Here is a 25,309-nt window from a genome sequence, read left to right as displayed (position 1 = left end):
CTCAGTGAAACCAGCCGAGTTCTGCTCTCGACCTCACCGGGGTGGCCACACCGGAGCAATACTCCACGGACGCGCCGCCTCGAGCTGCGATGCCACCTGCAGCAGCAGATCCTCGCGTCCGAACCCGGCGACCAGCTGAACACCGACCGGCATGCCGGATCCGTCCTTGCCCAGCGGGAGCGAGATCGCCGGTTGGCCCGTTACGTTGAACGGACTTGTCATGCCGCTGAACGACATTCCGTGCTCCCAGACCGACGCCGGGTTGGTGGTGTCGAGCAGTCCCAGCGGCGGAGTCACGGTTCCCAGCGTCGGTGTCAGCAACAAATCGTGGTCGGTGAAGTAGCCGCCCAACATGGTTGCCGCCTTCTCGAGGTCAGAGAGCGCCCGGACATAGTCCCCCGCGCTCTCCGCAATTGCGCGGTCGTAGATCATGCGGGTCATCGGTTCGAGATCGTCGCTGCGCAGTTCGCGTCCGAGCTCCGCCAGACGCGCATTCACCGCCACCGACATCGGGACTGCCATCAAGTGCGTCAGGCCGCTCATGAGTTCGGCGAAGGGGAAGTCGGGGGCTTTGTCCACCACCTCGTGTCCGATATCGGAGAGCACACCCGCAACGTCGAGAGTCGCTGCAACACAGTCTGAATGCACCGCCGCCCCGGAAGGCAGCACCGTCGCGATTCCGATGCGCAAACGTCCCGGATCGGTCTGCACCACGTCGACGTACCGTTTCGATGGCGCAGCGATGACGTACGGATCGCCGGCTACGGCTCCTTGACTGACGTCGAGCAACAACGCCGTGTCACGCACGCTGCGAGTAACGGCATGATTGACGCTCATCGGACCCGCCAGCAAATGCGTCTTCGGGTGAGCAGGCACGCGACCGCGGCTGGGTTTGAGTCCCACCAACCCGCACGCCGACGCCGGGATGCGGATGGATCCGCCACCGTCACTGGCCTGTCCGGCAGGAACAATCCCGGCGGCAACTGCTGCGGCCGAACCACCCGAGGAGCCGCCGGCGGAGTGGGTGAGGCGATGGGGATTGCGAGTCGGCCCGAACAGCACCGGCTCCGTGCTCGCGTTCATACCGAACTCCGGCGAGTTCGTCTTGCCGATGATCACCAACCCGGCACGGCGGTAACGTTTCACCAGTTCAGAATCCTCGGCGGGCACAACATCCTCGAACAGTCGAGATCCGTTGGTACTCGGCAACCCTGCAACGTCCATGTTCAGGTCCTTGATCACGATCGGGACACCGCGCAGCGGACCTTGTGGCAGGCCGGCGGCCACCTGTTCACGTGCTTCGTCACCGCACGCACGGATGACCGCATTGATCGCCGGGTTACGCTCGTCGAGTCGATTCAAGCTGAACTCGAGGACTTCCTCTGCAGACGCGTCGCCGGTCTTGATCGCTTCTGCCAAACCGGTCATGTCGTTGGAATCAAACAACTCATGCATCGATATCCCACCTCGCTTGCTCGACGGTACTGCGGTGCATCATCTCGCCACGCCGCGAACCGAGGGTGAGAATCCCACTTACCGGGACGGTTGATGGAGGCCTGCCCGGTGCGTCAGGCCCACTGATCCCACGCGAGTTTGGTCGACATCACAACCACCACGGACAACAGCGCGATACGAATGACACCCGTCCCGCGGTTGAGCACCGTCCGCGACCCGAGGATCGACCCACATACATTGGCAACGGCGAGCATCAAACCCAATGCCCACCAGATGTTGCCGCCGATCGCAAAGACCACCAGCGCACCGAGATTGGTGGCGGTGTTGGCGATCTTGGCCAGTGCCGCGCTCTCGATGAAGTTGCGCGACAACAATGCGGTGAGCGCGATGATCAGGAACATCCCGGTACCCGGGCCGAAAATGCCGTCGTAGTAACCGATCACGGCAAACGCGACGCATCCGCCGATCATCTGCGTCCGGGTCAGCGGCGGACTCTCACCGCTGTTGCTGCCGAACGACGGCCGCACCGCGACGAAGATGCCGACCGCCAGCATCAGCACGATCACCAGTGGCCGGATGACATCTGACGAGATCGCTGCCGCCGACAACGCCCCGGCCGCCGAGGAGACAAACGCGATCGGCACCGACACCACCGCCAGCTTGCGGGGAACGGTGACCGCACGCGAATAGTTGAATGCGGCCACACCCGTCCCGGCGATCGCCGCCAGCTTGTTCGTTCCCAGTGCCATCGCCGGCACCGCAGCCGGGAAGGCGATCAGCATCGCCGGGATGAGGATCAGTCCACCGCCGCCGATGACCGCATCGATCCAGCCCGCCACTCCCGCAGCCACCAGCAACCAGGCCAGGACATCCCAGTCCGGAATCATCTACCCCCACCCGTCACACGTCATGCCTGCACCGTAGATCGCCCCTCACTTGTGATGCAGACCTCCCATCCACCACTGCCACGGCCGGATACGGCATGCTTGACGCGATGCTTTCCCCGAATTCCGCGAGCACCGCGACCAACACGACTGTCACCCAGACGGCTCGCCCGCGGACTCGGCATGCCTATCTGCACCATGTCGACCTGATTCGGGCGACGACGTTTTCGCTGGTCATCTTCGTGCACTGCCTCACCGCGACCACCGACGAGTTCAACAGCATGCCGGTCAATTCGACGACCCTGCTGCTGCATTTCACCCGGAACATGTTCTTCGCGCTGACCGGGTTCGTGCTGATGTATCAGAACTTCGACCGGACCGATTTCCGGACGGTCCACTTCTGGCGCCGCCGGATCAAGCTCGTCATCATCCCGTATCTGATCTGGTCATTCATCTACTGGGTGATCGAGGACATGTGGGACCAGGGCCGTCTCGGCGAGATTCCGGGGAGCCTGGACGAGTTCTGGGATCTGCTCAAGTGGGGCCTGTCGGGCTTCCACATGTACTTCCTGTTCGTGATGCTGCAGGTGTACGTGCTGTTCCCGGTTGTTCTGTGGATCGTCCGCGCGACCAGGAACCATCACGCTGCGCTCCTCGCGGTCAGTTTCGCGGTCCAGGTCGCGGTCGTCTCGATCATCACGTACTGGCAACCGCCTGCCGACTGGGCCGGCCTCTGGTGGCACTACTACGCCACATTCGTCCCGTACCAGTTCTTCATCTTCCTGGGCTCGGTCGCCGCGGTGCATCGCGAGCAGATCCGCCTCTGGCTCCGGGGCAAGGGCACGTGGCTGTTCGTCGCCCTCCTGCTGACCGCGGCATTTGCGCTGGTCACCTTCTGGCGGCGGGTGTGGGGCCTGGATCAGATCCCGCTGTACGCCAGTGCCGCCTTCCAGCCGACACTGTTGCTCTTCCTGGTTGCGGCCATCGCCTGCCTGTACGCGCTGGGCCAGCACTGGACCGACACCTACCGGGAACGGACGCCCACTTTCGACAGCGTGGTCAAGTACGCATCGAACCGGTCGTTCAGCGTGTTCCTGTGCCACGCCATCCTCATCTTCGCGATCCTGCACCCGCAGAAAAACGGACAATCCTGGATCAACACCCTGGGTTCGCCCTGGGCACCGGTCCTGACGTACATCGGCACGATCGCCGGTTCATTGTTGCTGGTGGAGATCCTGCGCCGCCTGCCCGGTTCGTCGTACCTGACCGGGCGCCCGCGTCTTCCGATGCCCGGTCAGGGCATCACCGCGCCGACGACGTCGTCAGACCCGTCAGCAACGCTCGCGGCCGCGCCAGAAAAGTCTCGCGAATGACGTTTCGGGCCACCGTCCACACCGCGCAATCACAGTCCGCGTAGACACCGCGGGCATCCACCCCGACGTTCCGGCACAGCGCGATCGCGCGCCCGAGGTGGAAATCCTGCGTCACGACGAGGACGTCGTCGAAGCCGTAGACGTCCCGGGCCCGACGGCAGCCGGCAGCGGTGTCGTAACCCTCCGGGTCGTCGATGATCGCGGCGGCCGGAACGCCACGTTCTTCGAGGTAGGCTCGCATCACGGCCGGTTCGTCCCCCGCCTCGGGGCGACCGTTCCCGGAGTTGAGAACGCGCTCCACACGTCCCGATCGATACAACTCGAGGGCGGTGTCGAGGCGCCCCCGCACATACGACCCCGGACCCTGCTCATCTACTTTCGACCCCAGGACCAGAGCAACCGGCGCCGACGGCGCGTCGGTGACCGCGAACTCCCGGTCGAACGCCATCACATAAATCCATGTGGCGGCCACCGCGATGACAAACTGGACAGAGACCGCGGCCACTCCGACCGACGCAAGGATTCTGACGCGATTTATGGCAGACATCACAATGAACCTTACCGATTAGTAACTTAGGTCTACCTGCGCAATAGTGCTGAGAAGCAAAGCCTTAACGTACATATCGGAGAACACTGCGTGTGCTCTGCGCTGTGTACTGCCAGCCCGTTGAACGCCCGCCTTCTGTTTCGGGATACATACACCGGAAGTCGGGAAGTTCGGTTATAGAAAGGTCGAGACGCCGTGAATGCCACGACGATCACCCTGGGAACCATCGGGGCGCTCCTGAGCCTCGTGTGTTGGGCCCTATTCCTTCGCGGAGTCAGCCGCATCTTCCGAACGATCATGAAGGGTCAGCCGGCCCCGGATCGCTGGCGCCCCTTCATCCCGCGCTTCAAGACGATGATGGTCGAGTTCATCGCCCACACCCGGATGAACAAGTTCCGGACCGTCGGTTGGGCGCATTGGCTGGTGATGATCGGGTTCCTGCTCGGATCACTGCTGTGGTTCGAGGCCTACGGACAGACGTTCGATCCGAAGTTCCACTGGCCGCTGTTCGGTGACACCTTCGCCTGGCATCTCCTCGACGAGATCCTCGGCCTGGGCACCGTGATCGGCATCATCGTGCTGATCATCATCCGGCAGCTCAATCACCCGCGCGTACCCGAGCGCCTGTCCCGGTTCGGCGGCTCCAACTTCAGTGCCGCGTACTTCGTCGAGATCGTCGTCCTGCTCGAGGGCCTGGGCATGATCTTCGTCAAGGCCGGCAAGATCGCCACCTACGGACACGCCAACGCCGGCTCGGACTTCTTCACCATGCAGGTCGCCAAGCTCCTGCCCGCGAGCGCGGTGATGGTCTCGGTCTTCGCCCTGATCAAGCTGATGAGCGGCATGATCTGGCTCGCTGCCGTCGGACGCAACATCACCTGGGGCGTCGCCTGGCACCGCTTCGCGGCGTTCTTCAACATCTACTTCAAGCGTGAGGACGACGGCGGCGTCGCACTCGGTGCCGCCAAGCCGATGATCTCCGGGGGCAAGGTCCTCGACATGGAGACCGCGGACCCCGACGTCGACGCCTTCGGTGCCGGCAAGATCGAGGACTTCTCCTGGAAGGGCTGGCTCGACTTCACCACGTGTACCGAGTGTGGTCGTTGCCAGAGCCAGTGCCCCGCGTGGAACACCGGAAAGCCGCTCTCGCCCAAGCTGCTCATCATGTCGCTGCGTGACCACGGCAACGCAAAGGCGCCATACCTGTTGGCCGGCGGTAAGAAAGACCTGGGCGGCGACGAGGTGGGCCTGGTCGACGCCGACGGCAACGTCCTCCAGGACAAGCTCGACGCGATTCCCGAGTCCGCCCGCCTCGAGGCCGAGCGCAAGCTCGTCGGCGAGAGTGAAGGCGCAACCGGCGCTGTCATCGACACCGAGACGCTGTGGAGTTGCACCCAGTGTGGTGCCTGTGTGGAACAGTGCCCCGTCGACATCGAGCACGTCGACCACATCATCGACATGCGCCGCTACCAGGTGCTGATCGAGTCGGACTTCCCGACCGAACTCGCCGGACTGTTCAAGAACCTCGAGAACAAGGGCAATCCCTGGGGCCAGAACTCCAAGGACCGCACCAAGTGGATCGACGAGATGGACATCGAGATCCCGGTCTTCGGCAAGGACGTCGAGAGCTTCGAAGGTTTCGAATACCTCTTCTGGGTCGGCTGTGCCGGCGCCTATGAGGACCGCGCCAAGAAGACGACCAAGGCCGTCGCCGAGTTGCTCGACATCGCGGCTGTCGACTTCCTGGTCCTGGGCGAGGGTGAGACCTGTACCGGTGACTCCGCTCGCCGCGCGGGCAACGAGTTCCTGTTCCAGATGCTGGCGCAGCAGAACATCGAGATGCTCGGAGAGCTCTTCGCCACTGCTCCGCAGCAGAAGAAGAAGATCGTCGTCACCTGTGCGCATTGCTTCAACGCCCTGGGCAACGAGTACCCGCAGGTGGGTGGCAAGTACGAGGTCGTGCACCACACCCAGCTGCTGAACCGGCTGGTTCGCGACAAGCGCCTGATCCCGGTCGCCGAGGTCAACGAGGACATCACCTACCACGACCCCTGCTTCCTGGGACGCCACAACAAGGTCTACGACGCTCCCCGTGAGCTGATGGCCGCCTCGGGCGCAACTCTCCGGGAGATGCCTCGCCACGGCGAGCGGTCGATGTGCTGTGGCGCCGGTGGCGCCCGCATGTGGATGGAAGAGAGCATCGGCAAGCGCATCAACATCGATCGGGTCGACGAGGCCCTGGGCACCAACCCCAAAAAGGTTGCCACCGGTTGCCCGTTCTGCAAGGTGATGCTGACCGACGGTGTCACCGCCCAGACGTCGGGTACCGAGAACGAGGGCAAGGTCGAGGTCGTCGACGTCGCCCAGCTGATCCTCGAGTCCGTCAAGCGTGGTGCTCCCGAGATCAAGCGTGGTGGACGGTTCCTCGGAGCCGCGTCGCTCGGTCTCTCGGCTCCGACGATCGAGCCGGAAGAGAAGAAGGCACCGGAGCCGGTCAAGGCAGCTGCACCTGCCGCGGCCACCGCTTCGACCGACACGGCCGAAAGGCCCAAGATCGGCGGCGGATTGGGTATCGGCGGCGGGGCCAAGAAGCCCGGCGGCGCACCCAAGCCCGGCGGCGCGGCCAAGAAGCCGGGTGGACTCGGTATCGGCGGCGGCGCGAAGAAGCCCGGAGGCGGAGCTCCCAAACCAGGTGGGGCAAAGCCGGCAGCAGCAGCACCGGCGCAGGCTGAAACCGAGGCGCCGGCAGCCGAGTCCGCTGCAACCGAAACCGCGGCACCGGCGGCCAAGGGTCTGGCCATCGGTGGCGGCGCCAAGCGTCCGGGAGCACCCAAGCCCGGCGGCGCAGCCAAGAAGCCGGGGGCAGCCAAGCCCGCGGCGGCGCCTGCAGCAGAACCTGCCCAGGCACCGGCAGCCGAGGCCGCACCCGAAGAGGCCAAGCCGGCAGCCGCACCCGTGAAGGGTCTGGCCATCGGTGGCGGCGCCAAGCGTCCGGGAGCACCCAAGCCCGGCGGCGCAGCCAAGAAGCCAGGGGCAGCCAAGCCCGCGGCGGCGCCTGCAGCAGAACCTGCCGAGGCATCGGCTCCTGCCGAGGCCGCACCGGAAGAAGTTGCCACCGAATCGGTGAGCGAGGCCCCGAAGGAACCCACTGTTCCGGTGAAGGGTCTGGCCATCGGAGGCAAGGCCAAGCGTCCGGGAGCAAAACGTCCCGGAGCGCCGAAGCCCGCCGCGGCAGCGCCGGCACCAGCCGAGCCCGAGGCGACCGAACCCGAGGCAACTGAACCCGAGGCGACCGAACCCGAGGCGACAGAGCCCGAGGCAACTCCGGCCGAGTCCACTCAGGATGCCGCGCCGGCGGATACCCCGTCGACCAACGGTGAGGCGCGGACACTCAGCGAAACCGGACCGGCCAAGGCCAAAGGTTTCGGCATCGCGGCCGGCAAGAAGCGCCCGGGCAAGAGCTGACCGACCGGGTAAAAATTAAAGAAACATCACATTGAACGCGGTCGCGGCCGCCGGTCTTGGCGAGGTTCAACGCCAAATCGGCGGTCGCGACCGTTTTCGATACGAAAAATCGGACATCTGGGCCCGTTCCAACCGCAATTTCCGGGGCTCAGAGGACAGAAATTCGACGAGTTCGAGGCAATACCCCTCTCAGGCCGAAACCCACTTGCCCGGTACTGGCACCATGAGAGACGTGAGCAGACCACACGTTTCGCATGTTTACCGCGACCTGAAACCCCTCGAACAATCGGCAAAGCTTCGCAACGTCGCCTACGAAATCCGCGGACCCGTCACCGCCCACGCGGCCCGCCTCGAGTCAGAGGGCCATCGGATCCTCAAACTGAACATCGGCAACCCTGCCCAGTTCGGCTTCGAGGCCCCTGACGTCATCATGCGCGACATGATTCACGCTCTCCCCTACTCGCAGGGCTACAGCGATTCCCTGGGCGTCCTGTCGGCGCGCCGGGCGGTGGTGACCCGATACGAGCTGCTGCCCGACTTCCCCTTCTTCGACGTCGACGACGTGATCCTGGGCAACGGTGTCTCCGAGCTCATCACCATGACGATGCAGGCGCTGCTCGATGACGGCGACGAGGTCCTGATCCCGTCTCCGGACTATCCGCTGTGGACCGCGATGACCGCGCTGTCCGGCGGTAAGGCCGTCCACTACGCGTGCGACGAGGCCAACGGCTGGAACCCCGACATCGCTGACATCGAATCGAAGATCACCCCGCGCACCAAGGCCCTTCTGGTGATCAATCCCAACAACCCGACGGGCGCGGTCTACTCGCACGAGGTCCTCACCGAGATCGTCGAGTTGGCGCGCAAGCACTCATTGCTGATCCTGGCCGACGAGATCTACGACAAGATCCTCTACGACGAGGCCAAGCACATCAATATCGCCTCGCTCGCGCCGGACCTGCTCTGCCTCACCTTCAACGGGCTGTCCAAGGCATACCGCGTCTGTGGTTACCGCGCCGGCTGGGTCGCCATCACCGGGCCCAAGGATCACGCAAAGGGCTTCGTCGACGGCATGAAGATGCTCGCCTCGACCCGATTGTGCGCGAACGTGCCCGGCCAGCATGCAATCCAGGTGGCGCTCGGTGGCTACCAGAGCATCGACGCGCTGGTCCTTCCCGGCGGACGGCTACTCGAACAGCGCAATGTCACCTGGGAGAAGCTCAACGAGATCCCCGGCATCAGTTGCGTGAAGCCGATGGGCGCGCTCTACGCGTTCCCGAAGATCGACCCGGAAGTGCACGAGATCCATGACGACGAGAAGTTCGTCACCGATCTGCTCCTGCGCGAGAAGATCCTGGTGGTCCAGGGAACGGGCTTCAACTGGCCGAGTCCGGACCACTTCCGGGTCGTCACCCTGCCCTGGTCCCGCGACCTGGTCGACGCGATCGACCGCCTGGGCAACTTCCTGGCCAGTTACAAGCAGTAGCCCGCCAAGGCCCCACCCGGTTCAGCCATACCCACCAGCCACAACTGGTGGGTATGGCTATTTCTGGTGGGTTTCTGCAGGTCACGGGCTCTTGATTTATATGTGACTGCTGGTAACGTCTAATGCATCACGGCGAACTCAAAGGGGAGTTGATGACCGCTATCGATGATGAGACGTCCGCGTCGCCGATCTCATGGCGCCGGCAAGATGTTGTCCGCGACGGTGTCCGGCTGGCGGTTTTCGAGCTCGGCGAGTCCGCGTTCGACCGGCCGACCGTCGTTCTGGTGCACGGCTGGCCCGACACCCATCTCCTCTGGACGCAGGTCGCGCCAGAGCTGGCATCGCGCTATCACGTGGTCGCCTACGACACCCGCGGGTACGGCGAGAGTGACCGCCCGGATGGTGATGCGCCGTATCGGCTACCCGAACTCGCCGCGGACCTCTTTTCGGTCATCGATGCGGTGAGCCCCGACCGCCCGGTTCACGTTGTCGCCCACGACTGGGGTTCGGTGCAGACCTGGGAGGCCGTCACCACGCCCGATGCCGAGGAGCGGATCGCATCGTTCGTCTCGGTGTCCGGCCCCAACCTCGACCACCTCGGCCTGTGGGCGCACGAACGCCTGAGTCATCCGACTCCGAAGTCATTGGCACAGGGCATGTCCCAAGCCCTGTCGTCGGCATATACCGTCGTCTTCCAGCTACCGGTGGTGCCAAAGGTACTGTTCGGCATCGGTTTGCACGCCCCGGTCTGGCATCGGTTCCTGGCCGGCATCGAGGGCACCGATCCCGCGAACATGACCCTGGCACCCACATTCCGCGCCGACGCCATCTCCGGTCTGCGCTACTACCGCGCCAACATCCGTGACCGGATCGCCAATCCCGACCCACGCAGCACCAGGGTTCCGGTGTTCGAGGTGGTCAACACCCGGGACATCGCGCTACGCAAGGCCATCTTCGCGAACACCCACAAGTTCGCAGAACAGCTGTGGCGCAAAGACACTCCCACCGGACACTGGCTGCCCTACACCAATCCGGGATATCTGGCCGACGTCGCAACGCAATTCATCGAATCGATCCGGGGAGCAGAGATGTCGCCCGCCATCGCGCGAGCCCGCCAACAGGGCGACCATCGATCGATGAACGGCAAACTCGCAGTCATCACCGGGGCCGGCAGCGGCATCGGACGCGAAACCGCCTATCTCCTCGCCGAGAACGGCGCCGAGGTGGTCCTGGCCGACATCGACCTCGACGCCGCCCAGAAGACCGCCGCAAACATCGCCGCCACCGGCGGCATCGCACATGCCTATGCTCTCGACGTCGCCGACACCGACGCCTTCACCGAGTTCGGCGAGCGGATCACGAAGACCCACGGCATCGCGGACGTGATGATCAACAATGCCGGAATCGGCTTCGCCGGGCACGTTCTCGACGCCACCGACGAACAGATCCGACGTCTGGTCGACATCAACCTGATGGGTGTGATCACCGGCAGCCGGGTCTTCGGTCGCAAGATGGTCGAACGCGGCCTCGGCGGACACATCGTGAACCTGGCCTCAGCTGCGGCCTTCACCCCGCAGCACAGCATGGGCGGCTATGCCGCCACCAAAGCCGGGGTCCTGATGTTCTCCGAATCGCTGCGCGCCGAACTGGCCGAGCACCGCATCGGCGTGTCGGCGATCTGCCCGGGCATCGTCGACACCAACATCGTCGCGACCACCGAATTCGCAGGTGCTGCAGCCGATATCGAAAAGCAGTGGCAAGACAAGATGAGCGGACGCTACAAGCGGCGTGGCTACACCCCCGACCGCGTCGCGGCCGCGATCCTCGGGGCCATCACCGACAACAAGGCCGTGGTTCCGGTGACCATCGAAGCAAAGGTCGGCTACCGCATCTACCGCTTTGTTCCCGGGCTGTCACGCCGGCTCGCCCGCGCCAAGATCTTCTAGCGCCGACATCTTCGGGAGGACGAGATGTACAACTTCGATACGGGGCCGGTCGAACTCCACGCTCGCAACGTCGAGTTCGATTGGACAGACACACCGCTGCACTGGATTCCGGATCATCCGGTTCCGTCCAACGTGGTCAGCATGCTCAACCTGCTGCTCCCCGAAGGGGAACGCTGGTTTGTCCAGACGTACAACGAGGCCTTGCCGCTGGTGAGGGACGAGGAACTCGCCGCGGCGATGCGCGGGTTCATCGGCCAGGAGGCGATGCACGCCGAGACCCACGACCGGGTGCTGTGGGAATTCATGGAGGCGCGCGGCTTCGATCCCACCCCCTTCCAGAGGCAGATGGAGTGGGTGTTCCGCAAGGTACTCGGACCATCCCGACACCCGGATGCCGATGTGCGGCACAAACATCTGATCGAGCGGCTCTGGTTGATCGCGGCCATCGAGCACTACACCGCCATCCTGGGCGACTTCTCCCTCAACAACACCTGGACCGAGTGCAACGCCGACCCGGCGATGACGGATCTCTTCCGTTGGCACGGCGCCGAGGAGGTCGAGCACCGCGAAGTGGCCCATGACGTGGCCACCTACTTCGGTGACAGCTACCTCAAGCGCGGCCGGGCGATGCTGGCCGTGCTGCCTGCTCTGCTGTTCGTGATCCACCGGGGCACCCGGTTCCTGGCCGTCAATGATCCGACCGGCAAGATCGGCTACGCCAAGACGATGGTCGGATATTTCCGGGGCGCGCGCCGAGGTCTGCTACCCACCGTGCGGTCGATCATCTTGGCCACCTTCACCTACTTCAAACCGTCGTTCCGCCCCACGCAGGTCGGATCCACGGCACAGGCCGTCGCCTACCTCGCGTCGTCGCCGGCAGCAAGGGCCGCGCACAAATGAATCAGCATCACCTCGAGCACACCACCACCATGACCGCCGCGCCGCCACATCTGCGGGGCCGATACCGGCATGATCCCGCGATGCGGATTGCCGACGTCATCGGCAAGGTCTGGTTTCCGTTGTGGGGCAGGTTCACCCGCCTGAACATCCCCGATCAGACCGGTGGGGTCACCACCCTGGAGGTCGTCGGTCGCGAGGTCGTCGCCCACGACAACAACGTGGTCGCGCTGACCATGGCCGCACCTGATGGCGGTGAACTGATGCCCTGGTACGCCGGGGCACATCTGGACCTGCTCTTGCCGTCGGGCCGAATGCGGGAGTACTCCCTGTGTGGAGACCCTGCCGACCGCCATCGGTACCGCATCGCCGTCCGGCGGATCCCGGACGGCGGTGGCGGGTCGATCGAGGTCCATGACACCCTGCGCGTGGGCAGCACTGTCCGGATCAAGGGTCCGCGCAACGCATTTCCGCTTGCCGCACCCGGCCATGGTTCTCCGGCAAAGAACCTGCGATTCATCGCCGGCGGTATCGGGATCACTCCGATTCTGCCGATGCTCGGCGCGGCACAGCGTCTCGGCCTGGATTGGTCGATGGTCTACACCGGCCGCAGTGCCGATTCGCTGCCTTTCCTCTCGGAACTCGCCGAGTACGGCGACAGGGTCACGATCCGCACCGACGACCGGCACGGACTACCCGGTGCCACAGACCTGTTGGGGACGATGGAGCCCGGAACCGCCGTGTACTGCTGCGGTCCGCCGCCGATGCTCAACGCGATCCGCACCGAATTGCTCGGACGCAGCGACGTCGAGCTCCATTTCGAGCGGTTCAGTCCGCCCCCGGTGGAGGACGGGAGGCCGTTCACGGTCAGTCTCCGTTCGAGCGATCACCGGATACCGGTCAGTGCAACGGAGTCCGCTCTGGCCGCGATCCGCCGGGAGCTACCGTCGGTCCCCTATTCATGTCAGCAGGGCTTCTGCGGAACCTGCAAGGTGCGGGTACTCGAAGGCACCGTCGAGCACCGCGACAACATCCTCACCGAACCCGAACGCGATGCCGGCGTGATGCTCACCTGCGTATCGCGCGCCGCAGGCGAGCACCTTCGGCTCGACCTCTAAAAGTCCAGACCCGATCCCAGCCCAGGAGACCCCCATGGCATCAGCCGAACGGCGACAGCCTGATCACACCGCCGCACCTGATCACACCGTGGCAATCATCGGCGCCGGTTTCGGTGGCCTCGCGGCCGGGATCAAGTTGCAGGAACGCGGTATCGACGACTACGTCATCTTCGACCGCAACAATGATGTCGGTGGCACGTGGCTCGCCAATCAGTATCCCGGTGTCGAGGTCGACATACCCTCGGTCACCTACTCGTACAAGTTCGCACTGAATCCCGACTGGTCGCAGGTCTTCGCCCCCGGTGCCGAGCTGCTGCAGTACGCCCGCGACATCGCCGAGCGCTACGGCATCCGCCGGCATATCCGGTTCGAAACCCCGGTCACCGCAGCCGACTTCGATGAGTCCACCGATCTGTGGACCATCACCACCGCTTCGGGCGACACGGTCACCGCGCGGTTCCTGATCTCCTGCCACGGCGCACTGTCGACCCCGGCCACCCCGGATCTACCGGGCCTGGAGAGCTTCTCGGGCAAAGTCCTGCGGTCGGCGTCGTGGGACCACGACTACGACCTGACCGGCAAGAAGGTCGCTGTCATCGGCACCGGCGCCACCGGGATCCAGATCATCCCCACCATCGCACCGCAGGTGGAGCACCTGACGGTCCTGCAACGGACCGCGATCTGGGTCCTGCCCAAGCCCAACGCGCCCGTCCCCGGACTGGTGCGGGGCATCTACCGCCGCATTCCCAAACTTCAACTGCTGCCCCGCTTCCTGATCGACTCCACCTTCGAGATCGCCGAAACGGTCGGCGTCGTCTACAACAAACAACTACCGGCCATCACCCGTGGCGTCGAGAAGTTGTGTCTGCGACATCTGCGCGGCCAGGTGAAGGACGAACACCTACGCGAGCAGCTCACCCCGCACTACGGCTACGCGTGCAAGCGTCCGTCGTTCTCCAACGACTACTTCCCCACGTTCAACCGGGACAACGTCGATCTGGAGACCGCACCGATCAGCCGGATCACCAGCACCGGAATCGAATTCGCCGATAGTCGCAACCTGGAGATCGACACCCTGATCCTGGCGACCGGCTTCAAGATCTTCGACCTGCCCTACCAGATCAGCGGGATCGACGGCCAAGATCTGGCGACGACCTGGGAATCGGAACGGATGCACGCCTACGAGGGCATCACCGTTCCGGGCTTCCCCAACCTGTTCCTCGCTCCGGGACCGTACGGCGTCATCGGGTTCTCGTGGTTCGACACCATCGACCTGTGCGTCACCCATGCGGTGCAGGTGGTCGCCAAGGCCGTTGCGTCGGGTTCGTCGCGGGTCAGCGTCACCGACACGCAGACCGCCGACTTCGTAGAGAAGATGCGCAAGAAGGTGCGCAGCACGGTCTTTGCAAGTCCGCGCTGCGCCGGGTCGAATACGTACTACATCAACGCCCAGGGCGATTCGCCCTACCTCCGGCCGACCACCCGAATCGAGTCGGCACTCTCACTGCGCAAGGCCCTCAAGCACGGCTACGAATACTCGGCCTGAGTTCAGCGGGTCGCCGCATCCTCGGCCACCGTCTCCCCGTCCACTGCGTCCTCGTCCGGGACGACGTCGGCCACCACGGCGTCGCCGAGTTGCTTGCCGCGCAGCGTGAACCAGGCGATCGGTGCCGCGAGCCCGGCGGCGGCGATCGCTGCGATGACCGATGTGTGCAGCCCGTCGACAAACGCATCCTGGACGGTGAGCAGGATCTGCCTGCCTGGCGCCCCGCCTACCTCCGACGCCACCTGAACGCCGGCCATCACCGAGTTCTGCGCTGCGTCAACGGCTTCCGGCGGCAGACCCACATTGTCGAGTTGTGTTCCGATCTCGGTGGTGTACATCGAGGCGAGGATCGAGCCGAGAACTGCCACACCGAGTGTTCCGCCGATCTCCCGCGTCACGTCGTTGACCGCCGATCCGGCGCCAGTCTGCTCCGGTGACAAGGAGTTCGTGATGATGTTGGTCGCCGGGCCCTGAACCAGCGCGAGTCCCATTGCCATCAAGCTCATCGACCAGATGATCAGGCCCCAGTACGACGCGTCCCGACCGGCCAGTAGGACCAGCGCAAACCCGCCTGCCATCGTGGCCGAGCCCAGCGCCGCGACCCGGCCGGGACCGAGGCGCCGCGCCAAGATCATTGCCAGCGGCGAGAAGACCGCCATCACCACCGCGAAGGGCAGTGTGTGAAGGCCGGCCGACAGGGGGCCGTATCCCTTGACCGCCTGGAAGTACTGGGTGATCAGGAAGATGAATCCGAACAGGCTGAAGAACGCCACCGCGATCAGACCCGAAGCGACCGAGAAGTGCCTGTTGGCGAAGAGCCGGACATTGAGGATCGGGTGCGTCGCCCGCAGCTCCCGGAGCACGAACAGCGCGAGAATGACTGCCGCGCCGATGAATCCGACAATCGTGGTGACTGACCCCCAGCCGTGGTTCGGCCCTTCGATGACGGTGTACACCAGCAGCGACACACCGGCGATGGACGTGAATGCGCCGACTGCGTCGAAGGGGCCCGGCTGCGCCTTGCCGCCGCTCGGCACCGCGAGCGCGACACCGATGAGCACCGCCGCCGCGATCGGCAGATTGACCCAGAAGACCGAGGACCAGGAGTAATGCTCGAGCAGCCAGCCACCGAGCACGGGCCCGATCGCCACCGCGATGCCGGAGGTACCGGCCCAGATCCCGACCGCGATCGCGCGTTCCTTGAGGTCGGGGAACAGTCCGATCAGCAGCGACAATGTCGCCGGGAACACCATCGCGGCGAACAGTCCGAGACCGGCCCGGGTGGCGATGAGCTGGCCCAGGGTCTCCGATGTGGCAGCAACGACCGACACCGCGGCAAACCCGAGCACACCGATCACCAGCAGTCGACGGCGGCCGAAGCGGTCGGCGAAGTGGCCCGCGGTCAGCAGCAGACCCGCAAAGGTCAACGTGTACGCGTCGACGACCCACTGCAGACCGGAGTTGTCGGCGGAGAGGTCACGGCTCAGGGTCGGCAGTGCCACGTTGACGATCGTGTTGTCGATCATCACCAACAGCACCGCGCCACAGAGGGCAACAAGTGCCCACCAACGCTTGTCGGTTGCCGGCGAGGTCGCCGGCTCAACCAAGGTTCGGTCACTCATCGGAAGCTCCTCGAGTAGAAGGTTGATCTATTGTTGTAGGACACTGTTCTACTCAAGAAGAACACTGTGCTACAAAGGTGTCAAGGGTTTTTCCAGAACCGCTGTGAAAGGATCGACGTCGTGGCTGTCAGACCATCGGGACCGGCAACAAGAACTCCGGCCGGTGACGTGCGCAAATTGCTCCTCGCCGCGGCGTTGCGCGTCCTCGATGAACACGGCGAAAAAGGGTTGACGGTTCGGGCGGTGGCGACCGAGGCCGGCGTTGCACCCATGGGCGTCTACAACCATTTCGACGGCAAGGCCGGCCTGATGACCGCAGTGGTCACCGAAGGGTTCACGCGGCTACGCGCAATGGTCGGCGGTACAGCCGATTCCGACCCGCGAGCCCGGCTCCGCAATTCCGGGATCGCGTACCGCGACTTCGCCCTGCAGTCGCCCACGCTGTACCGGCTGATGTTCTCCGGCCAATGCAAGCCGGAAGGTGATCTCGCGGACACCGCGCTGTATGCGCTGACCGAGATCGTTCGGCACGGCCAGGCCGCGGGGACCATCCGGGCCGGCGATCCGATGATCCTGACGTTGCAGATCTGGGCCTGCGTGCACGGCGCCGTCAGCCTCGAGCTCGACAGTCGTGAGTTCGACGGCGGCGGGCCTGCCGGCACCAACTCGCATTGGCCCCTCGTCTACGAACAGACCCTTGACCTGATCGGCCGGGGCGTCGCGCCCTAGCCGTAATGGCCAGAATCGTCAGGGCAGCACGATCGGGGGCTGCCCAGGGATCGGATTGGGAATCGTGTTCTGCCTCGGGCGTGGTGGGGTGGCACGCCGCGTGGTCGGCGGCGGCGGCGGTGGTGGCGGCGCGGTGTAGACGACGATCGGGCCGAGCGCGGCCGCCGTGTCGATCGGCGGGACCACGGACGCCGACCGCGGGGTGGACGGCTTCGTCGAGGTGGTTGCCGGCGCCTTGGTGGTGGTTGTGGCGCTCTCGCTCGTGGCCGGTGGCGTCAGGTAGCGCTGGGATTCCAGGCCGGTGGTGTCCTCCCGCCACGGACCGACGGCCGCGGTGATCCCGCCGGCCACGATCACCGCAGCGATTGTTGCCGCGCCCGCCATCACCAGTCGATTCTGTTTGCGTCGACGCTCCGCTGCCCGCGCATCGAACACCGGGGCCGGCTCGGTGACCGGTCCGGGAAAGGGTTCGGGCAGCGGGTCCGGGAGCGGATCGGAGGTCGTCACGGGTTCCGTCGCCTGCACGGGCATCGGTGTGGGCTCGCTCCGCGTTTTCGGAACATAAACCGGGGACGGGGCTGTGACCGCGGTCGTGGGCGGCACCGCAGTCGTGGGCGGCACCGCGACCGGGGTGAGGTCGCGCTGCGCTGCCGAATGTGAATGCTTGCCCTCGCGGGCCGGTTCCGGCGTCGTGAGCATCGGCAGTACCGGCACCTGTCCATCGAAAGCCTGTGACAGCTCGGCAAGCAGACCCGGCCATTCGACGTGTTGGGACATCACAACCACTGCACTGATCGGGATCGGCGACGCCAACGACACCGACCGGGCCACACTGGTCGCCCGGACCGCCGACGGATTCAGGGCCTCTTCCACATCTGCCCGGTTGACCCGGAGCAGGCCGACGTCCTGCTCGCCCATCACGAAGACGGCCTCGGAGTTGCCCAGCAGCGCCCTCGCCTGCGCCATCAATCCGACCAGCTCACGGGCCCATTCGGTGGTTGTGGGGATCGCGGTCTTGCCGGTGCGCACCAGGTGGTCGGCCATCGCACGATCGAAGGATGCCGAGTGCAGGGTGTTGTCGTTGAGTTCGATGAGGCATTGGCCGGTCTCGGCATCCACGGCCGCGCCGCGCAGACCGCCGTCGTCGAGGTCGATCAGCACAAATGCCGGCCCGAGTACGCCCAGGGTGGAGGTCAGCATCTCCCGGATATCCGCGAAGACCGCCGCGTCCAGCCAGACCACCCGGCCAGGTGCCAGCGCCTCTCCCGGATCGTGATCCACCACTGCCCCCCGCCGTGACCGACACACCTTTGCGAACGTTGTCGGTCGCCATTCTGCCCCGAGTCACTGTCACTGTCGCCTTCGGGACCGGCCACTGTGCGCTATGTGGTCAGATCAGCTGACGGCATCTGCCGTGTGACTCGAGTCATTCGAACCACGGAACATTGTTGCACCGGACGCCGCCATCGGTCGGCGATTGCCCCGAACACCCCGCGTTTCGCTCCGCTAAACTCAGCCCTCGACCTTGTCCTGAACGAATCCAGCATGCAGCCGATCGAAGGCGATGGGATGACCGAATACCGGATCGACGACCTGGCGCGAGCCGCGGGAACCACCACCCGCAATGTCCGCGGCTATCAGGATCGTGGGCTGCTCCCCCGGCCCGACCGGCGTGGCCGGGTCGCGATCTACTCCGACAATCACCTCGCCCGGCTGAAGGTGATCAACGACCTTCTGCAGCGCGGATTCACCATCCGGCACATCGGTGACTTCCTGCACGGGATGCAACGCGGCGACGACCTGGCCGATGTCCTCGGCCTCCGTGAGGTGATCACCGAACCGTGGTCCAAGGCGCACACCGAGGCCATCTCCGCCGAAGCTCTCAGGGCATTGCTCAACTCCGGCAACCCAACTCACTACGACAAGCTGATCGAGTACGGGCTCATCGAGCGCACCGACGACGGCTATACCCTGCTGGACCGCGAAACGGTGCGGGCTTTCGGCAGGCTCACAAAACTGGGGCTGTCCCTGGCGATGCTGCTCGAGGTGCACGGCCGTGTGGAGGCGGACATGGCCCAGGTCGCCTCGACCCTGATCTCCGCCGGACGAACCGTCATGGCCGAACAACACGGCGACGGATGGATTCCGAAGACTGATTCCGAATCGGAGTGGGCCGTCGAACTGCTGCGCGAAATGCGCCAGGCCGGAACGATTTCCGCCCACAATGCGCTCGACCGCGCACTGGACCGCGACCTGGCCCAGCAGCTCGACGACTACCTCGCGGGTCGGGGATCTACTGCTGGGTGAAGTTGAGGTACGCCTTCGACGGCGTCGGGCCGCGTTGTCCCTGGTACTTGGATCCGGCGGCGGCACTGCCGTAAGGAGATTCGGCCGGACTGGACAGCTTGAGCACACACAGCTGACCGATCTTCATGCCCGGCCACAGCGTGATCGGCAGGTTCGCCACATTCGATAGCTCCAGCGTGATGTGCCCGGTGAAGCCGGGGTCTATGAAACCCGCGGTGGAGTGGGTCAGCAGGCCCAGTCGACCCAGTGACGACTTGCCTTCGAGGCGACCGGCGAGGTCGTCGGGCAGGGTGCAGACCTCGAGCGTCGACCCGAGGACGAACTCGCCGGGATGCAGCACAAACGGCTCACCCTCGGTTCGCTCGACCAGCGTCGTCAGGTCGTCCTGCCGTTGCGCCGGGTCGATGTGGGTGTACCGGGTGTTGTTGAAGACCCGGAAGAGACCATCGAGCCGGACGTCGATGCTGGACGGCTGTACCAGCGTCGGGTCGAACGGTTCGATGGCCAACCGGCCGTCGGCTATCTGGGCACGGATATCGCGGTCGGAGAGCAGCACAGGACGAGATTAGCCGCTCCTGGCGTCAGCTCCATGTTGTGCCCGCGGGTTCGCCGATCGTGACATTGATGCGATTGAAGAGGTTGATGGTCGCGATCGTCAGCACGATGCCGGCCATCGCCTTCTCGTCGAAGATGTCCGCGGCTTCATCCCAGATCTCGTCCGAAACCGCCTTACCAGGCGAATCGGCGAGCCGGGTCGCTGCCTCGGTCAGGTTCAGGGCGGCCCGCTCGGCGTCGGTGAAGAAGGGCGATTCCCGCCAGACCGCGACCGTGTCGATGCGCTCATCGGATTCTCCTTCTTTACGCAGTGCTGCGACGTGGCCATAAACACAGGCCGCACAGCCGTTGATCTGGCTGGCGCGAAGCATGATGAGTTCGCGCAACGTGGCGGAGACGCCACCTTGGTCGATCGCACCGAGCAGATGCGGAACAGCCTTGGCTGCCTGCGGCAGGATGGTGGCTGGGTTGGTCATACGTGCAGACATTTCGGCTCCTCGGATCGGCCCGGCCGGTGCGCATGTCACATCGGCGGTGTCGGGCGGTTCATGGCTCTGACACCCGAGGGAAGGGAAATGTGACCGATGGACACCAACGATTTTCTGCTCACCGAGTTCGAGGCCAATCGCGGACACCTACGCGCAGTCGCCTATCGGATGCTTGGGTCGCTGCCCGAGGCCGAGGACGCGGTGCAGGAGACCTGGCTGAAGGTCGCGGCGGCCGACACCGATGACATCGCCAATATCGGCGGCTGGTTCACCACCGTCACGTCGCGGGTGTGCCTGAACATGTTGAGGTCGAGGCGGACTCGCCGCGAGGAATCGCTGGACATCGTGCGCGTACCCGATCCGATTGTGGCTCCGCTCGATCCGACCGGGGACCCTGAGGCCCAGGCCGTGCTGGCCGATTCGGTGAGTGTCGCTCTTCTTGTCGTCTTGGAGACACTGACGCCGAGTGAGCGGTTGGCGTTTGTTCTGCATGACCTGTTTGCGATGCCGTTCGAGGAGGTCGCGCCGATCGTCGACAAGACGCCCAGCGCAGCCAGGAAGCTCGCCAGCCGCGCGCGGGCTCGCGTGCAGGGCGCCACGCCGCGGTCGCCGGAACATTCGGAACAGCGGCGGGTGGTCGAGACGTTTCTCGCGGCGTCCCGGGGCGGTGACCTCGATGCGCTCATGGCCGTCCTCGACCCGGACATCGTCCTGCGTAACGACCATGCAGCCGACAAGGCCCCGATGGAGTTGGTCGGTGTGGAGAAGGTTGCCCGCGGAGCGATCCTCTACCGGGCCGCGAACGCACGCGGCCAACTGGTGCGCGTGAACGGCGGTTTCGGCGTACTTTCGTTCGCCGGCGACGAGGTGTCCGCGATCGCATCGTTCACCGTCGCCAACGGCCGCGTACGCGCGATGAACATCGTCTCCGACCCGCAGCGGATCGCCCGGATGGATTTCTCGGGCATCGTCTGTCGCTCTTCCGGATCCCACTAGAACGGAGCCCGCGGCGTCTTCCTCTCCGGTTCTTCTCGAAGTCTGCGGTTGCGTCGACGTTCTTGTTGACGGCGTGCGTGTTTGGCTGCAGTCCGTGATTGCAGGCGCGTTGGTGACAGCGATGGTGATGACCGGGGCGAACCACGCTGGCTGTCGAAGACGATGAGCCTGAGCGTCGGGAACAAATCGTCGCCGGTCCAGCCCGGGCCGTGGTAGTGGTGACCTTCCGGGGTGGTGAAGATCAGCCGGGGCCGTCCGGTCGCGGGGTCGGGGTACTGGTCGTCAAGCCAGTCGCTGTAGGTCTTGAGCAAATGGTGAAAACGGCACAGCGTCTTCATCTCTGACGGATGAGTGCAGCCACCGGTGTCGGGGTCTTTGTGGTTGTACTCGCAGGTGTGGTCCAGGTCCGCCCCCCACGCTTTGTGCTCACAGCCGGGCCACATGCAGTACACATCCCGGATCCGGAGATAACTGTCGAGGACGACCGACGGCCGGTACTGATCGCCGGGTTGGGTGGCCGGCAGTGGAATCACCTGCGGGAAAGGCGCTGTGACGATGCCGCCCTCGGCTGGTGGGTTCTGCGGTCGGCGCATGTACACCTTCGGCCGCTTCGGTTCTGGTGTCTCCTCGGGCTGCTCAGGTTCCGGTTGCACTGGTTCGGGTTGAGGCTCGGGTTGCACGGGAGCGGGTGCAGGTTTGTTGCCCATGGGCCGCTGGACCGTTTCCGGGCGGGCAGCAATGTCACGAACGTGATCGCCGGAGATGACACCGTGTCCGTCCATGAACCCGGGATTCTCGGCACGACCGTCGACGGTGGCCTGATCGGTGATCACGTGCATCACGATCTTCACGTCCACACCAGAAATGACCTGACCGGCAGGGACGGTGACGATCTCGGCAGTGCAGGGGTGTTTTGGGTCGTTCGGGCATTCGCAGCGGAACTCGCGGCCCATCACCGTGGCAAACAAGGCGTCGGCCAGTCGGTCAGACTTTTTCCGCGGATCGGCCCTACACGTCGACATCGCCAGCTTCTCCAGCCGTGCCATGATCATCGCCAATTCCTCGGCGGAGGAATGCACATCCATCACCGCCATCCCATGGTCGGCGTTGTTCGCCCACACCCCGCGATTGTTCTTCGCGTCCTCACGAACCTTGCGAACCAGATCCGGATCACGCCGAAAGATGATGGTATCGACCATGTCCCGCAACCGGCTCTTCGACCACGACCCCCGCCGTCGCAGCGCCTCGGCGATCGCCTGATCGATCTCGGCCCGATGTACCGACCCGTCGATCAGCTCGGTCCGAGTAATTATGTCCGGAATATACTCCGCGGCAACGCGTCCCGCCTTCAACACAGCGTTGACCTTTGGCAGACGGTCCCGCAGCGCCACCCCACGCTTGATCTGCAACTCAGCAGCATGCTGGGTGATGCCCTCCGCCGCAGACAACCTCGCCGCGCACTGCGCGAACGGATCGAAGACCCGCATCTCCGCCTCGGTACCCGCGGTCGGTTCGACCAACAACCGGTGCAACACCGCCGCGGTCTCATATCGCTTCCACGCCACCCGCGCCTCGATCGCCCGGGTGCCCTCGGCGCCGCGGAGGATCTCGTTCGGACGCAGCAGAAACCCCGAGCCGATATCTACGGCCCTATCTGCTGCATCACCCGCCCTATCGAACATGTATTCGACACTACAGAAGGCCTCCGACAAACTCCGGCGAAAGCAAATTTCGTCAACGGAGCCGGGCGACCAGGTGCACTGCGGGGAAGCGATGGTGGGTGTCCGGGCGGTTGATCGTCCGCCACAGTTCCTCGAATCCGGCGTCCGACAGCGCCTGGGAGAGCCGGTCCGGATGCCAACGCCATGCCGGCGCAACGGCGTGATCGAACTCCGTGATCGCACCGACCGTGTCGGTCGTCTGGCCGGCGACCGCAACCAGTGCCCCGGGATCCATCCTCACCGCCCACCGGGCCAACACATCCGGCACCTCAGCGGGCGGTACGTGAATCAGACTGAACCGCGCCATGATTGCGGCGATCTTGACACCGCCCAGCTCCGTGGACGCAAGTCGCGCATCATCTTGAACGAACTGAAGGTCGGGGTGATAACGACGAGCGATCGTCAGCATCTCCCGGCTCGGATCGACACCGATCACGTCCAACCCCCGGCTCGCGAGGTCCGCGGCGACCTGACCCAACCCGCAGCCCACGTCGAGCACGGCCCCCTGGACGCGGCCTTCGTGCACCAGGTCGGCAAACGCGGCGACCACGTGACGTTCAAGTGATGTCACATACGGATCCGGGAAGGTCTGCGCGTACAGGTCGGCAAGTGCGTCGTATCCAGGCTGGGTCACACTCGGATTGTTCCAAAACCGAGCGCGCCACGTGCGCTGCCCGAGACGCCTGTTAATATCGCTCTCGCGGCCAAAACCGCACGCCGATGTAGTTCAATGGTAGAACGGCAGCTTCCCAAGCTGCATACGCGGGTTCGATTCCCGTCATCGGCTCCATCAGAACTCCCAGGCCAGGTCAGACCCGGTCAGCTCAGCGACTCAGCTCGCCTCAGCGAACACCCGGTGCTCAGGAACCGCTTCGGATTCGAAGATATTGGCGTCGATGAGGCTTTCGGCTTCCGCCTCGGGAATCGACAAGACCAACGACAGCTCGGTGACCACCGGGCCGCGCGCCGAGCGGAGCATTGCCTTCTCGCCTACCGAAAGATGACTCTTGCGCTCGCGACGGGCCAGATCCCGGACGACCTCTGCGGCGACAAAGAGGTCACCGCGTCGGAGCTTCTCTTGATTCTCTTTGAACCGCCGCGTCCACGAGTCCTGCTCGTCACCGGTGGGCGCGCGCAGCACCTCGAGCAGTCGCGAGAGTCCGGCGGCGTCACACAGCGGCCGGACGCCGAGCTCTTCGGCCTGCAGCGCCGGCAGGTCAATGGTGAGGTCGGAATGATGAATGGTGAGCCGCAGATACTCCGTCGGCACCATACGGATTGGGCGACTGTAGATCTCGGAGACCGTGGCGGGGCCGTGGTGCGGGTGGACAACAACTTGACCGGTTGAGAACTGCATACTGATGTGATCCTTCTGACGTGCTGGCGTCGCGCTCAACCGCAAGCAGCACCCAGGGCGCACACACCCTCTGCTTGACGGTCATCACATCGCATGACCGGAACAACGGGTGCTCGGCCAAGCAACGCGACCACGGGACACTGCGCTCATATCGATGGGCACATCGGAGCCCGCGAGCCGACAGTCCCATTATCCTCCTGCAATCACGGAATGACGGGGTGAGTTTGCTCACGCTCCTGCACCCGCGCTCGCCGCGCATCGATATCCAGCGCTACAGCGCAATGCGTCGAGATCACCTCCACATTCCGCGAATGCCGAAGCCTCGCAGAGGATGTCGAGCAAACGGCACCGAAGGACCTTTCCGGCCGCAGTCTTTGGGGGCAGAGTTCGGCGAGGCTAGAGTCTCGACCATGGCAGATGAGCTCGTTACCCAGAAGAACAGTTCGATCAGTGCGTGGTGGCAGAACCAAACCGTCCGCGCCGGCCGCTCCGCCGACGCAGTACGAGCCGAGAAGGCTGCAAAGCGGAAGCTGAAGGCCCACCAACCCGAAGGTGGGGTGTACGGGGCACACTGCCTCGGGCGTCACAACCCTTCCGCACCGTGGCCGTGCGATCTGGTCCGCGGCCTGGACAGCCCCGGATTTCGTAGTCGTTAGCCTTTCCGGCGGCCGTTAGGTTGTCGCCCAACCAATTCGGACCGAGCCGAGACCCTCGACCACCTCACCGCTGAATGGAGTTGCAACCCTTGGCGACTGTCACCGGCGGTCGCCGCACACGTCTCGGCAGGATCGGCAGGTACAACAGGCAAACTGGTCCA

The 25,309-nt window shown here is 64.7% G+C and carries 21 protein-coding genes and 1 tRNA gene; 12 read left to right on the top strand and 10 right to left on the bottom strand.

The features are described from left to right. Positions 1–33: 33 nt before the first annotated feature. Both AC51GT_RS14635 and AC51GT_RS14630 read right to left on the bottom strand, forming a co-directional pair. Entirely contained in the window at positions 34–1,455 is a 1,422-nt protein-coding gene (locus AC51GT_RS14635; RefSeq protein WP_496322733.1) for an amidase, read from the bottom strand. A gap of 113 nt (positions 1,456–1,568) precedes the next feature. Further along, positions 1,569–2,342, bottom strand: a complete 774-nt coding sequence (locus AC51GT_RS14630) for a TSUP family transporter (RefSeq protein ID WP_496322732.1) — start codon at positions 2,340–2,342, stop codon at positions 1,569–1,571. Between the two features lie 107 nt (positions 2,343–2,449). On the opposite strand from AC51GT_RS14630, the gene AC51GT_RS14625 reads away from it, so the two are divergent. Beyond that, on the top strand, positions 2,450–3,712 hold the full coding sequence (locus AC51GT_RS14625) for an acyltransferase (RefSeq protein ID WP_496329230.1): 1,263 nt from the start codon (positions 2,450–2,452) through the stop codon (positions 3,710–3,712). On the opposite strand, the gene AC51GT_RS14620 is transcribed toward AC51GT_RS14625, so the two are convergent. Next, entirely contained in the window at positions 3,642–4,259 is a 618-nt protein-coding gene (locus AC51GT_RS14620; protein WP_496322730.1) for a SanA/YdcF family protein, read from the bottom strand. The two genes, AC51GT_RS14625 and AC51GT_RS14620, sit on opposite strands and share 71 nt — an antisense overlap. Before the next feature lie 195 nt (positions 4,260–4,454). On the opposite strand from AC51GT_RS14620, the gene AC51GT_RS14615 reads away from it, so the two are divergent. From AC51GT_RS14615 to AC51GT_RS14590, 6 genes are all read left to right on the top strand, one after another. After that, on the top strand, positions 4,455–7,724 hold the full coding sequence (locus AC51GT_RS14615; RefSeq protein WP_496329229.1) for a (Fe-S)-binding protein: 3,270 nt from the start codon (positions 4,455–4,457) through the stop codon (positions 7,722–7,724). Between the two features lie 232 nt (positions 7,725–7,956). Next, positions 7,957–9,210: a pyridoxal phosphate-dependent aminotransferase gene (locus AC51GT_RS14610; protein ID WP_496322728.1), complete on the top strand. Its 1,254-nt coding sequence runs from the start codon at positions 7,957–7,959 to the stop codon at positions 9,208–9,210. Between the two features lie 152 nt (positions 9,211–9,362). Continuing rightward, complete coding sequence (locus AC51GT_RS14605; RefSeq protein WP_496322727.1) at positions 9,363–11,156, top strand: SDR family oxidoreductase; 1,794 nt, start codon at positions 9,363–9,365, stop codon at positions 11,154–11,156. Between the two features lie 24 nt (positions 11,157–11,180). Then, a complete protein-coding gene (locus AC51GT_RS14600; RefSeq protein ID WP_496329228.1) occupies positions 11,181–12,056 on the top strand; it encodes a metal-dependent hydrolase in 876 nt (291 codons plus the stop codon). Then, a complete protein-coding gene (locus tag AC51GT_RS14595) occupies positions 12,053–13,171 on the top strand; it encodes a PDR/VanB family oxidoreductase (RefSeq protein WP_496329227.1) in 1,119 nt (372 codons plus the stop codon). Before AC51GT_RS14600 ends, AC51GT_RS14595 begins: the two co-directional genes overlap by 4 nt. Before the next feature lie 34 nt (positions 13,172–13,205). Further along, complete coding sequence (locus AC51GT_RS14590; RefSeq protein ID WP_496329226.1) at positions 13,206–14,717, top strand: flavin-containing monooxygenase; 1,512 nt, start codon at positions 13,206–13,208, stop codon at positions 14,715–14,717. A 2-nt stretch (positions 14,718–14,719) separates the two neighbouring features. Here AC51GT_RS14590 and AC51GT_RS14585 read toward each other — a convergent pair whose 3' ends face one another. Further along, positions 14,720–16,339, bottom strand: coding sequence for a DHA2 family efflux MFS transporter permease subunit (locus tag AC51GT_RS14585; RefSeq protein ID WP_496322723.1), 1,620 nt, complete (start codon positions 16,337–16,339; stop codon positions 14,720–14,722). A 120-nt stretch (positions 16,340–16,459) separates the two neighbouring features. On the opposite strand from AC51GT_RS14585, the gene AC51GT_RS14580 reads away from it, so the two are divergent. Beyond that, complete coding sequence (locus tag AC51GT_RS14580; protein WP_496329225.1) at positions 16,460–17,068, top strand: TetR/AcrR family transcriptional regulator; 609 nt, start codon at positions 16,460–16,462, stop codon at positions 17,066–17,068. Between the two features lie 18 nt (positions 17,069–17,086). Here the strand turns inward: AC51GT_RS14580 and AC51GT_RS14575 are convergent, their stop codons facing one another. Next, positions 17,087–18,349 (bottom strand): hypothetical protein, encoded by a 1,263-nt coding sequence (locus AC51GT_RS14575; protein ID WP_496322721.1) that lies wholly within the window; start codon positions 18,347–18,349, stop codon positions 17,087–17,089. Positions 18,350–18,637: 288 nt separating this feature from the next. Here AC51GT_RS14575 and AC51GT_RS14570 point away from each other — a divergent pair, with 288 nt between their 5' ends. Next, complete coding sequence (locus AC51GT_RS14570) at positions 18,638–19,375, top strand: MerR family transcriptional regulator (protein WP_496329357.1); 738 nt, start codon at positions 18,638–18,640, stop codon at positions 19,373–19,375. Here the strand turns inward: AC51GT_RS14570 and dcd are convergent. Together dcd and AC51GT_RS14560 are read right to left on the bottom strand one after the other, a co-directional pair. After that, positions 19,362–19,931, bottom strand: coding sequence for a dCTP deaminase (gene dcd / locus AC51GT_RS14565; protein WP_496329224.1), 570 nt, complete (start codon positions 19,929–19,931; stop codon positions 19,362–19,364). The two genes, AC51GT_RS14570 and dcd, sit on opposite strands and share 14 nt — an antisense overlap. 25 nt (positions 19,932–19,956) lie before the next feature. Next, positions 19,957–20,418: a carboxymuconolactone decarboxylase family protein gene (locus tag AC51GT_RS14560; RefSeq protein ID WP_496322719.1), complete on the bottom strand. Its 462-nt coding sequence runs from the start codon at positions 20,416–20,418 to the stop codon at positions 19,957–19,959. A 96-nt stretch (positions 20,419–20,514) separates the two neighbouring features. Here AC51GT_RS14560 and AC51GT_RS14555 point away from each other — a divergent pair, with 96 nt between their 5' ends. Continuing rightward, positions 20,515–21,414, top strand: a complete 900-nt coding sequence (locus AC51GT_RS14555) for a sigma-70 family RNA polymerase sigma factor (RefSeq protein ID WP_496329223.1) — start codon at positions 20,515–20,517, stop codon at positions 21,412–21,414. Here AC51GT_RS14555 and AC51GT_RS14550 read toward each other — a convergent pair. Further along, positions 21,411–23,096 carry an HNH endonuclease signature motif containing protein gene (locus AC51GT_RS14550; RefSeq protein WP_496329222.1) on the bottom strand — a complete coding sequence of 562 codons (1,686 nt, stop codon included), beginning with the start codon at positions 23,094–23,096 and terminating at the stop codon, positions 21,411–21,413. The genes AC51GT_RS14555 and AC51GT_RS14550 overlap by 4 nt on opposite strands. A gap of 52 nt (positions 23,097–23,148) precedes the next feature. Further along, positions 23,149–23,769 carry a class I SAM-dependent methyltransferase gene (locus AC51GT_RS14545; RefSeq protein ID WP_496329221.1) on the bottom strand — a complete coding sequence of 207 codons (621 nt, stop codon included), beginning with the start codon at positions 23,767–23,769 and terminating at the stop codon, positions 23,149–23,151. 82 nt (positions 23,770–23,851) lie between these two features. Between AC51GT_RS14545 and AC51GT_RS14540 the strand changes: the two genes are divergently transcribed. Further along, a tRNA-Gly gene (locus AC51GT_RS14540) sits at positions 23,852–23,925 on the top strand. 42 nt (positions 23,926–23,967) lie between these two features. Here the strand turns inward: AC51GT_RS14540 and AC51GT_RS14535 are convergent. Next, on the bottom strand, positions 23,968–24,492 hold the full coding sequence (locus tag AC51GT_RS14535; RefSeq protein ID WP_496322715.1) for a CarD family transcriptional regulator: 525 nt from the start codon (positions 24,490–24,492) through the stop codon (positions 23,968–23,970). Positions 24,493–24,902: 410 nt separating this feature from the next. On the opposite strand from AC51GT_RS14535, the gene AC51GT_RS14530 reads away from it, so the two are divergent. After that, positions 24,903–25,148 carry a hypothetical protein gene (locus tag AC51GT_RS14530; protein WP_496322714.1) on the top strand — a complete coding sequence of 82 codons (246 nt, stop codon included), beginning with the start codon at positions 24,903–24,905 and terminating at the stop codon, positions 25,146–25,148. The last annotated feature ends 161 nt before the right edge of the window (positions 25,149–25,309 follow it).

It is taken from the genome of Williamsia sp. z34, from assembly GCF_059553395.1.
The sequence above is the reverse complement of the archived record's forward strand: the minus strand, read 5'-3'. Positions and strand labels throughout refer to the sequence as shown.

What these genes read in the sequence shown, in the direction of transcription:
- AC51GT_RS14635 (WP_496322733.1), bottom strand. Translation starts at nt 1,455, where the DNA reads ATGCATGAGTTGTTTGATTCCAACGACATGACCGGTTTGGCAGAAGCG.
- AC51GT_RS14630 (WP_496322732.1), bottom strand. Translation starts at nt 2,342, where the DNA reads ATGATTCCGGACTGGGATGTCCTGGCCTGGTTGCTGGTGGCTGCGGGA.
- AC51GT_RS14625 (WP_496329230.1), top strand. Translation starts at nt 2,450, where the DNA reads ATGCTTTCCCCGAATTCCGCGAGCACCGCGACCAACACGACTGTCACC.
- AC51GT_RS14620 (WP_496322730.1), bottom strand. Translation starts at nt 4,259, where the DNA reads ATGTCTGCCATAAATCGCGTCAGAATCCTTGCGTCGGTCGGAGTGGCC.
- AC51GT_RS14605 (WP_496322727.1), top strand. Translation starts at nt 9,363, where the DNA reads ATGACCGCTATCGATGATGAGACGTCCGCGTCGCCGATCTCATGGCGC.
- AC51GT_RS14600 (WP_496329228.1), top strand. Translation starts at nt 11,181, where the DNA reads ATGTACAACTTCGATACGGGGCCGGTCGAACTCCACGCTCGCAACGTC.
- AC51GT_RS14595 (WP_496329227.1), top strand. Translation starts at nt 12,053, where the DNA reads ATGAATCAGCATCACCTCGAGCACACCACCACCATGACCGCCGCGCCG.
- AC51GT_RS14590 (WP_496329226.1), top strand. Translation starts at nt 13,206, where the DNA reads ATGGCATCAGCCGAACGGCGACAGCCTGATCACACCGCCGCACCTGAT.
- AC51GT_RS14585 (WP_496322723.1), bottom strand. Translation starts at nt 16,339, where the DNA reads ATGAGTGACCGAACCTTGGTTGAGCCGGCGACCTCGCCGGCAACCGAC.
- AC51GT_RS14570 (WP_496329357.1), top strand. Translation starts at nt 18,638, where the DNA reads ATGACCGAATACCGGATCGACGACCTGGCGCGAGCCGCGGGAACCACC.
- AC51GT_RS14560 (WP_496322719.1), bottom strand. Translation starts at nt 20,418, where the DNA reads ATGTCTGCACGTATGACCAACCCAGCCACCATCCTGCCGCAGGCAGCC.
- AC51GT_RS14555 (WP_496329223.1), top strand. Translation starts at nt 20,515, where the DNA reads ATGGACACCAACGATTTTCTGCTCACCGAGTTCGAGGCCAATCGCGGA.
- AC51GT_RS14550 (WP_496329222.1), bottom strand. Translation starts at nt 23,096, where the DNA reads ATGTTCGATAGGGCGGGTGATGCAGCAGATAGGGCCGTAGATATCGGC.
- AC51GT_RS14535 (WP_496322715.1), bottom strand. Translation starts at nt 24,492, where the DNA reads ATGCAGTTCTCAACCGGTCAAGTTGTTGTCCACCCGCACCACGGCCCC.
- AC51GT_RS14530 (WP_496322714.1), top strand. Translation starts at nt 24,903, where the DNA reads ATGGCAGATGAGCTCGTTACCCAGAAGAACAGTTCGATCAGTGCGTGG.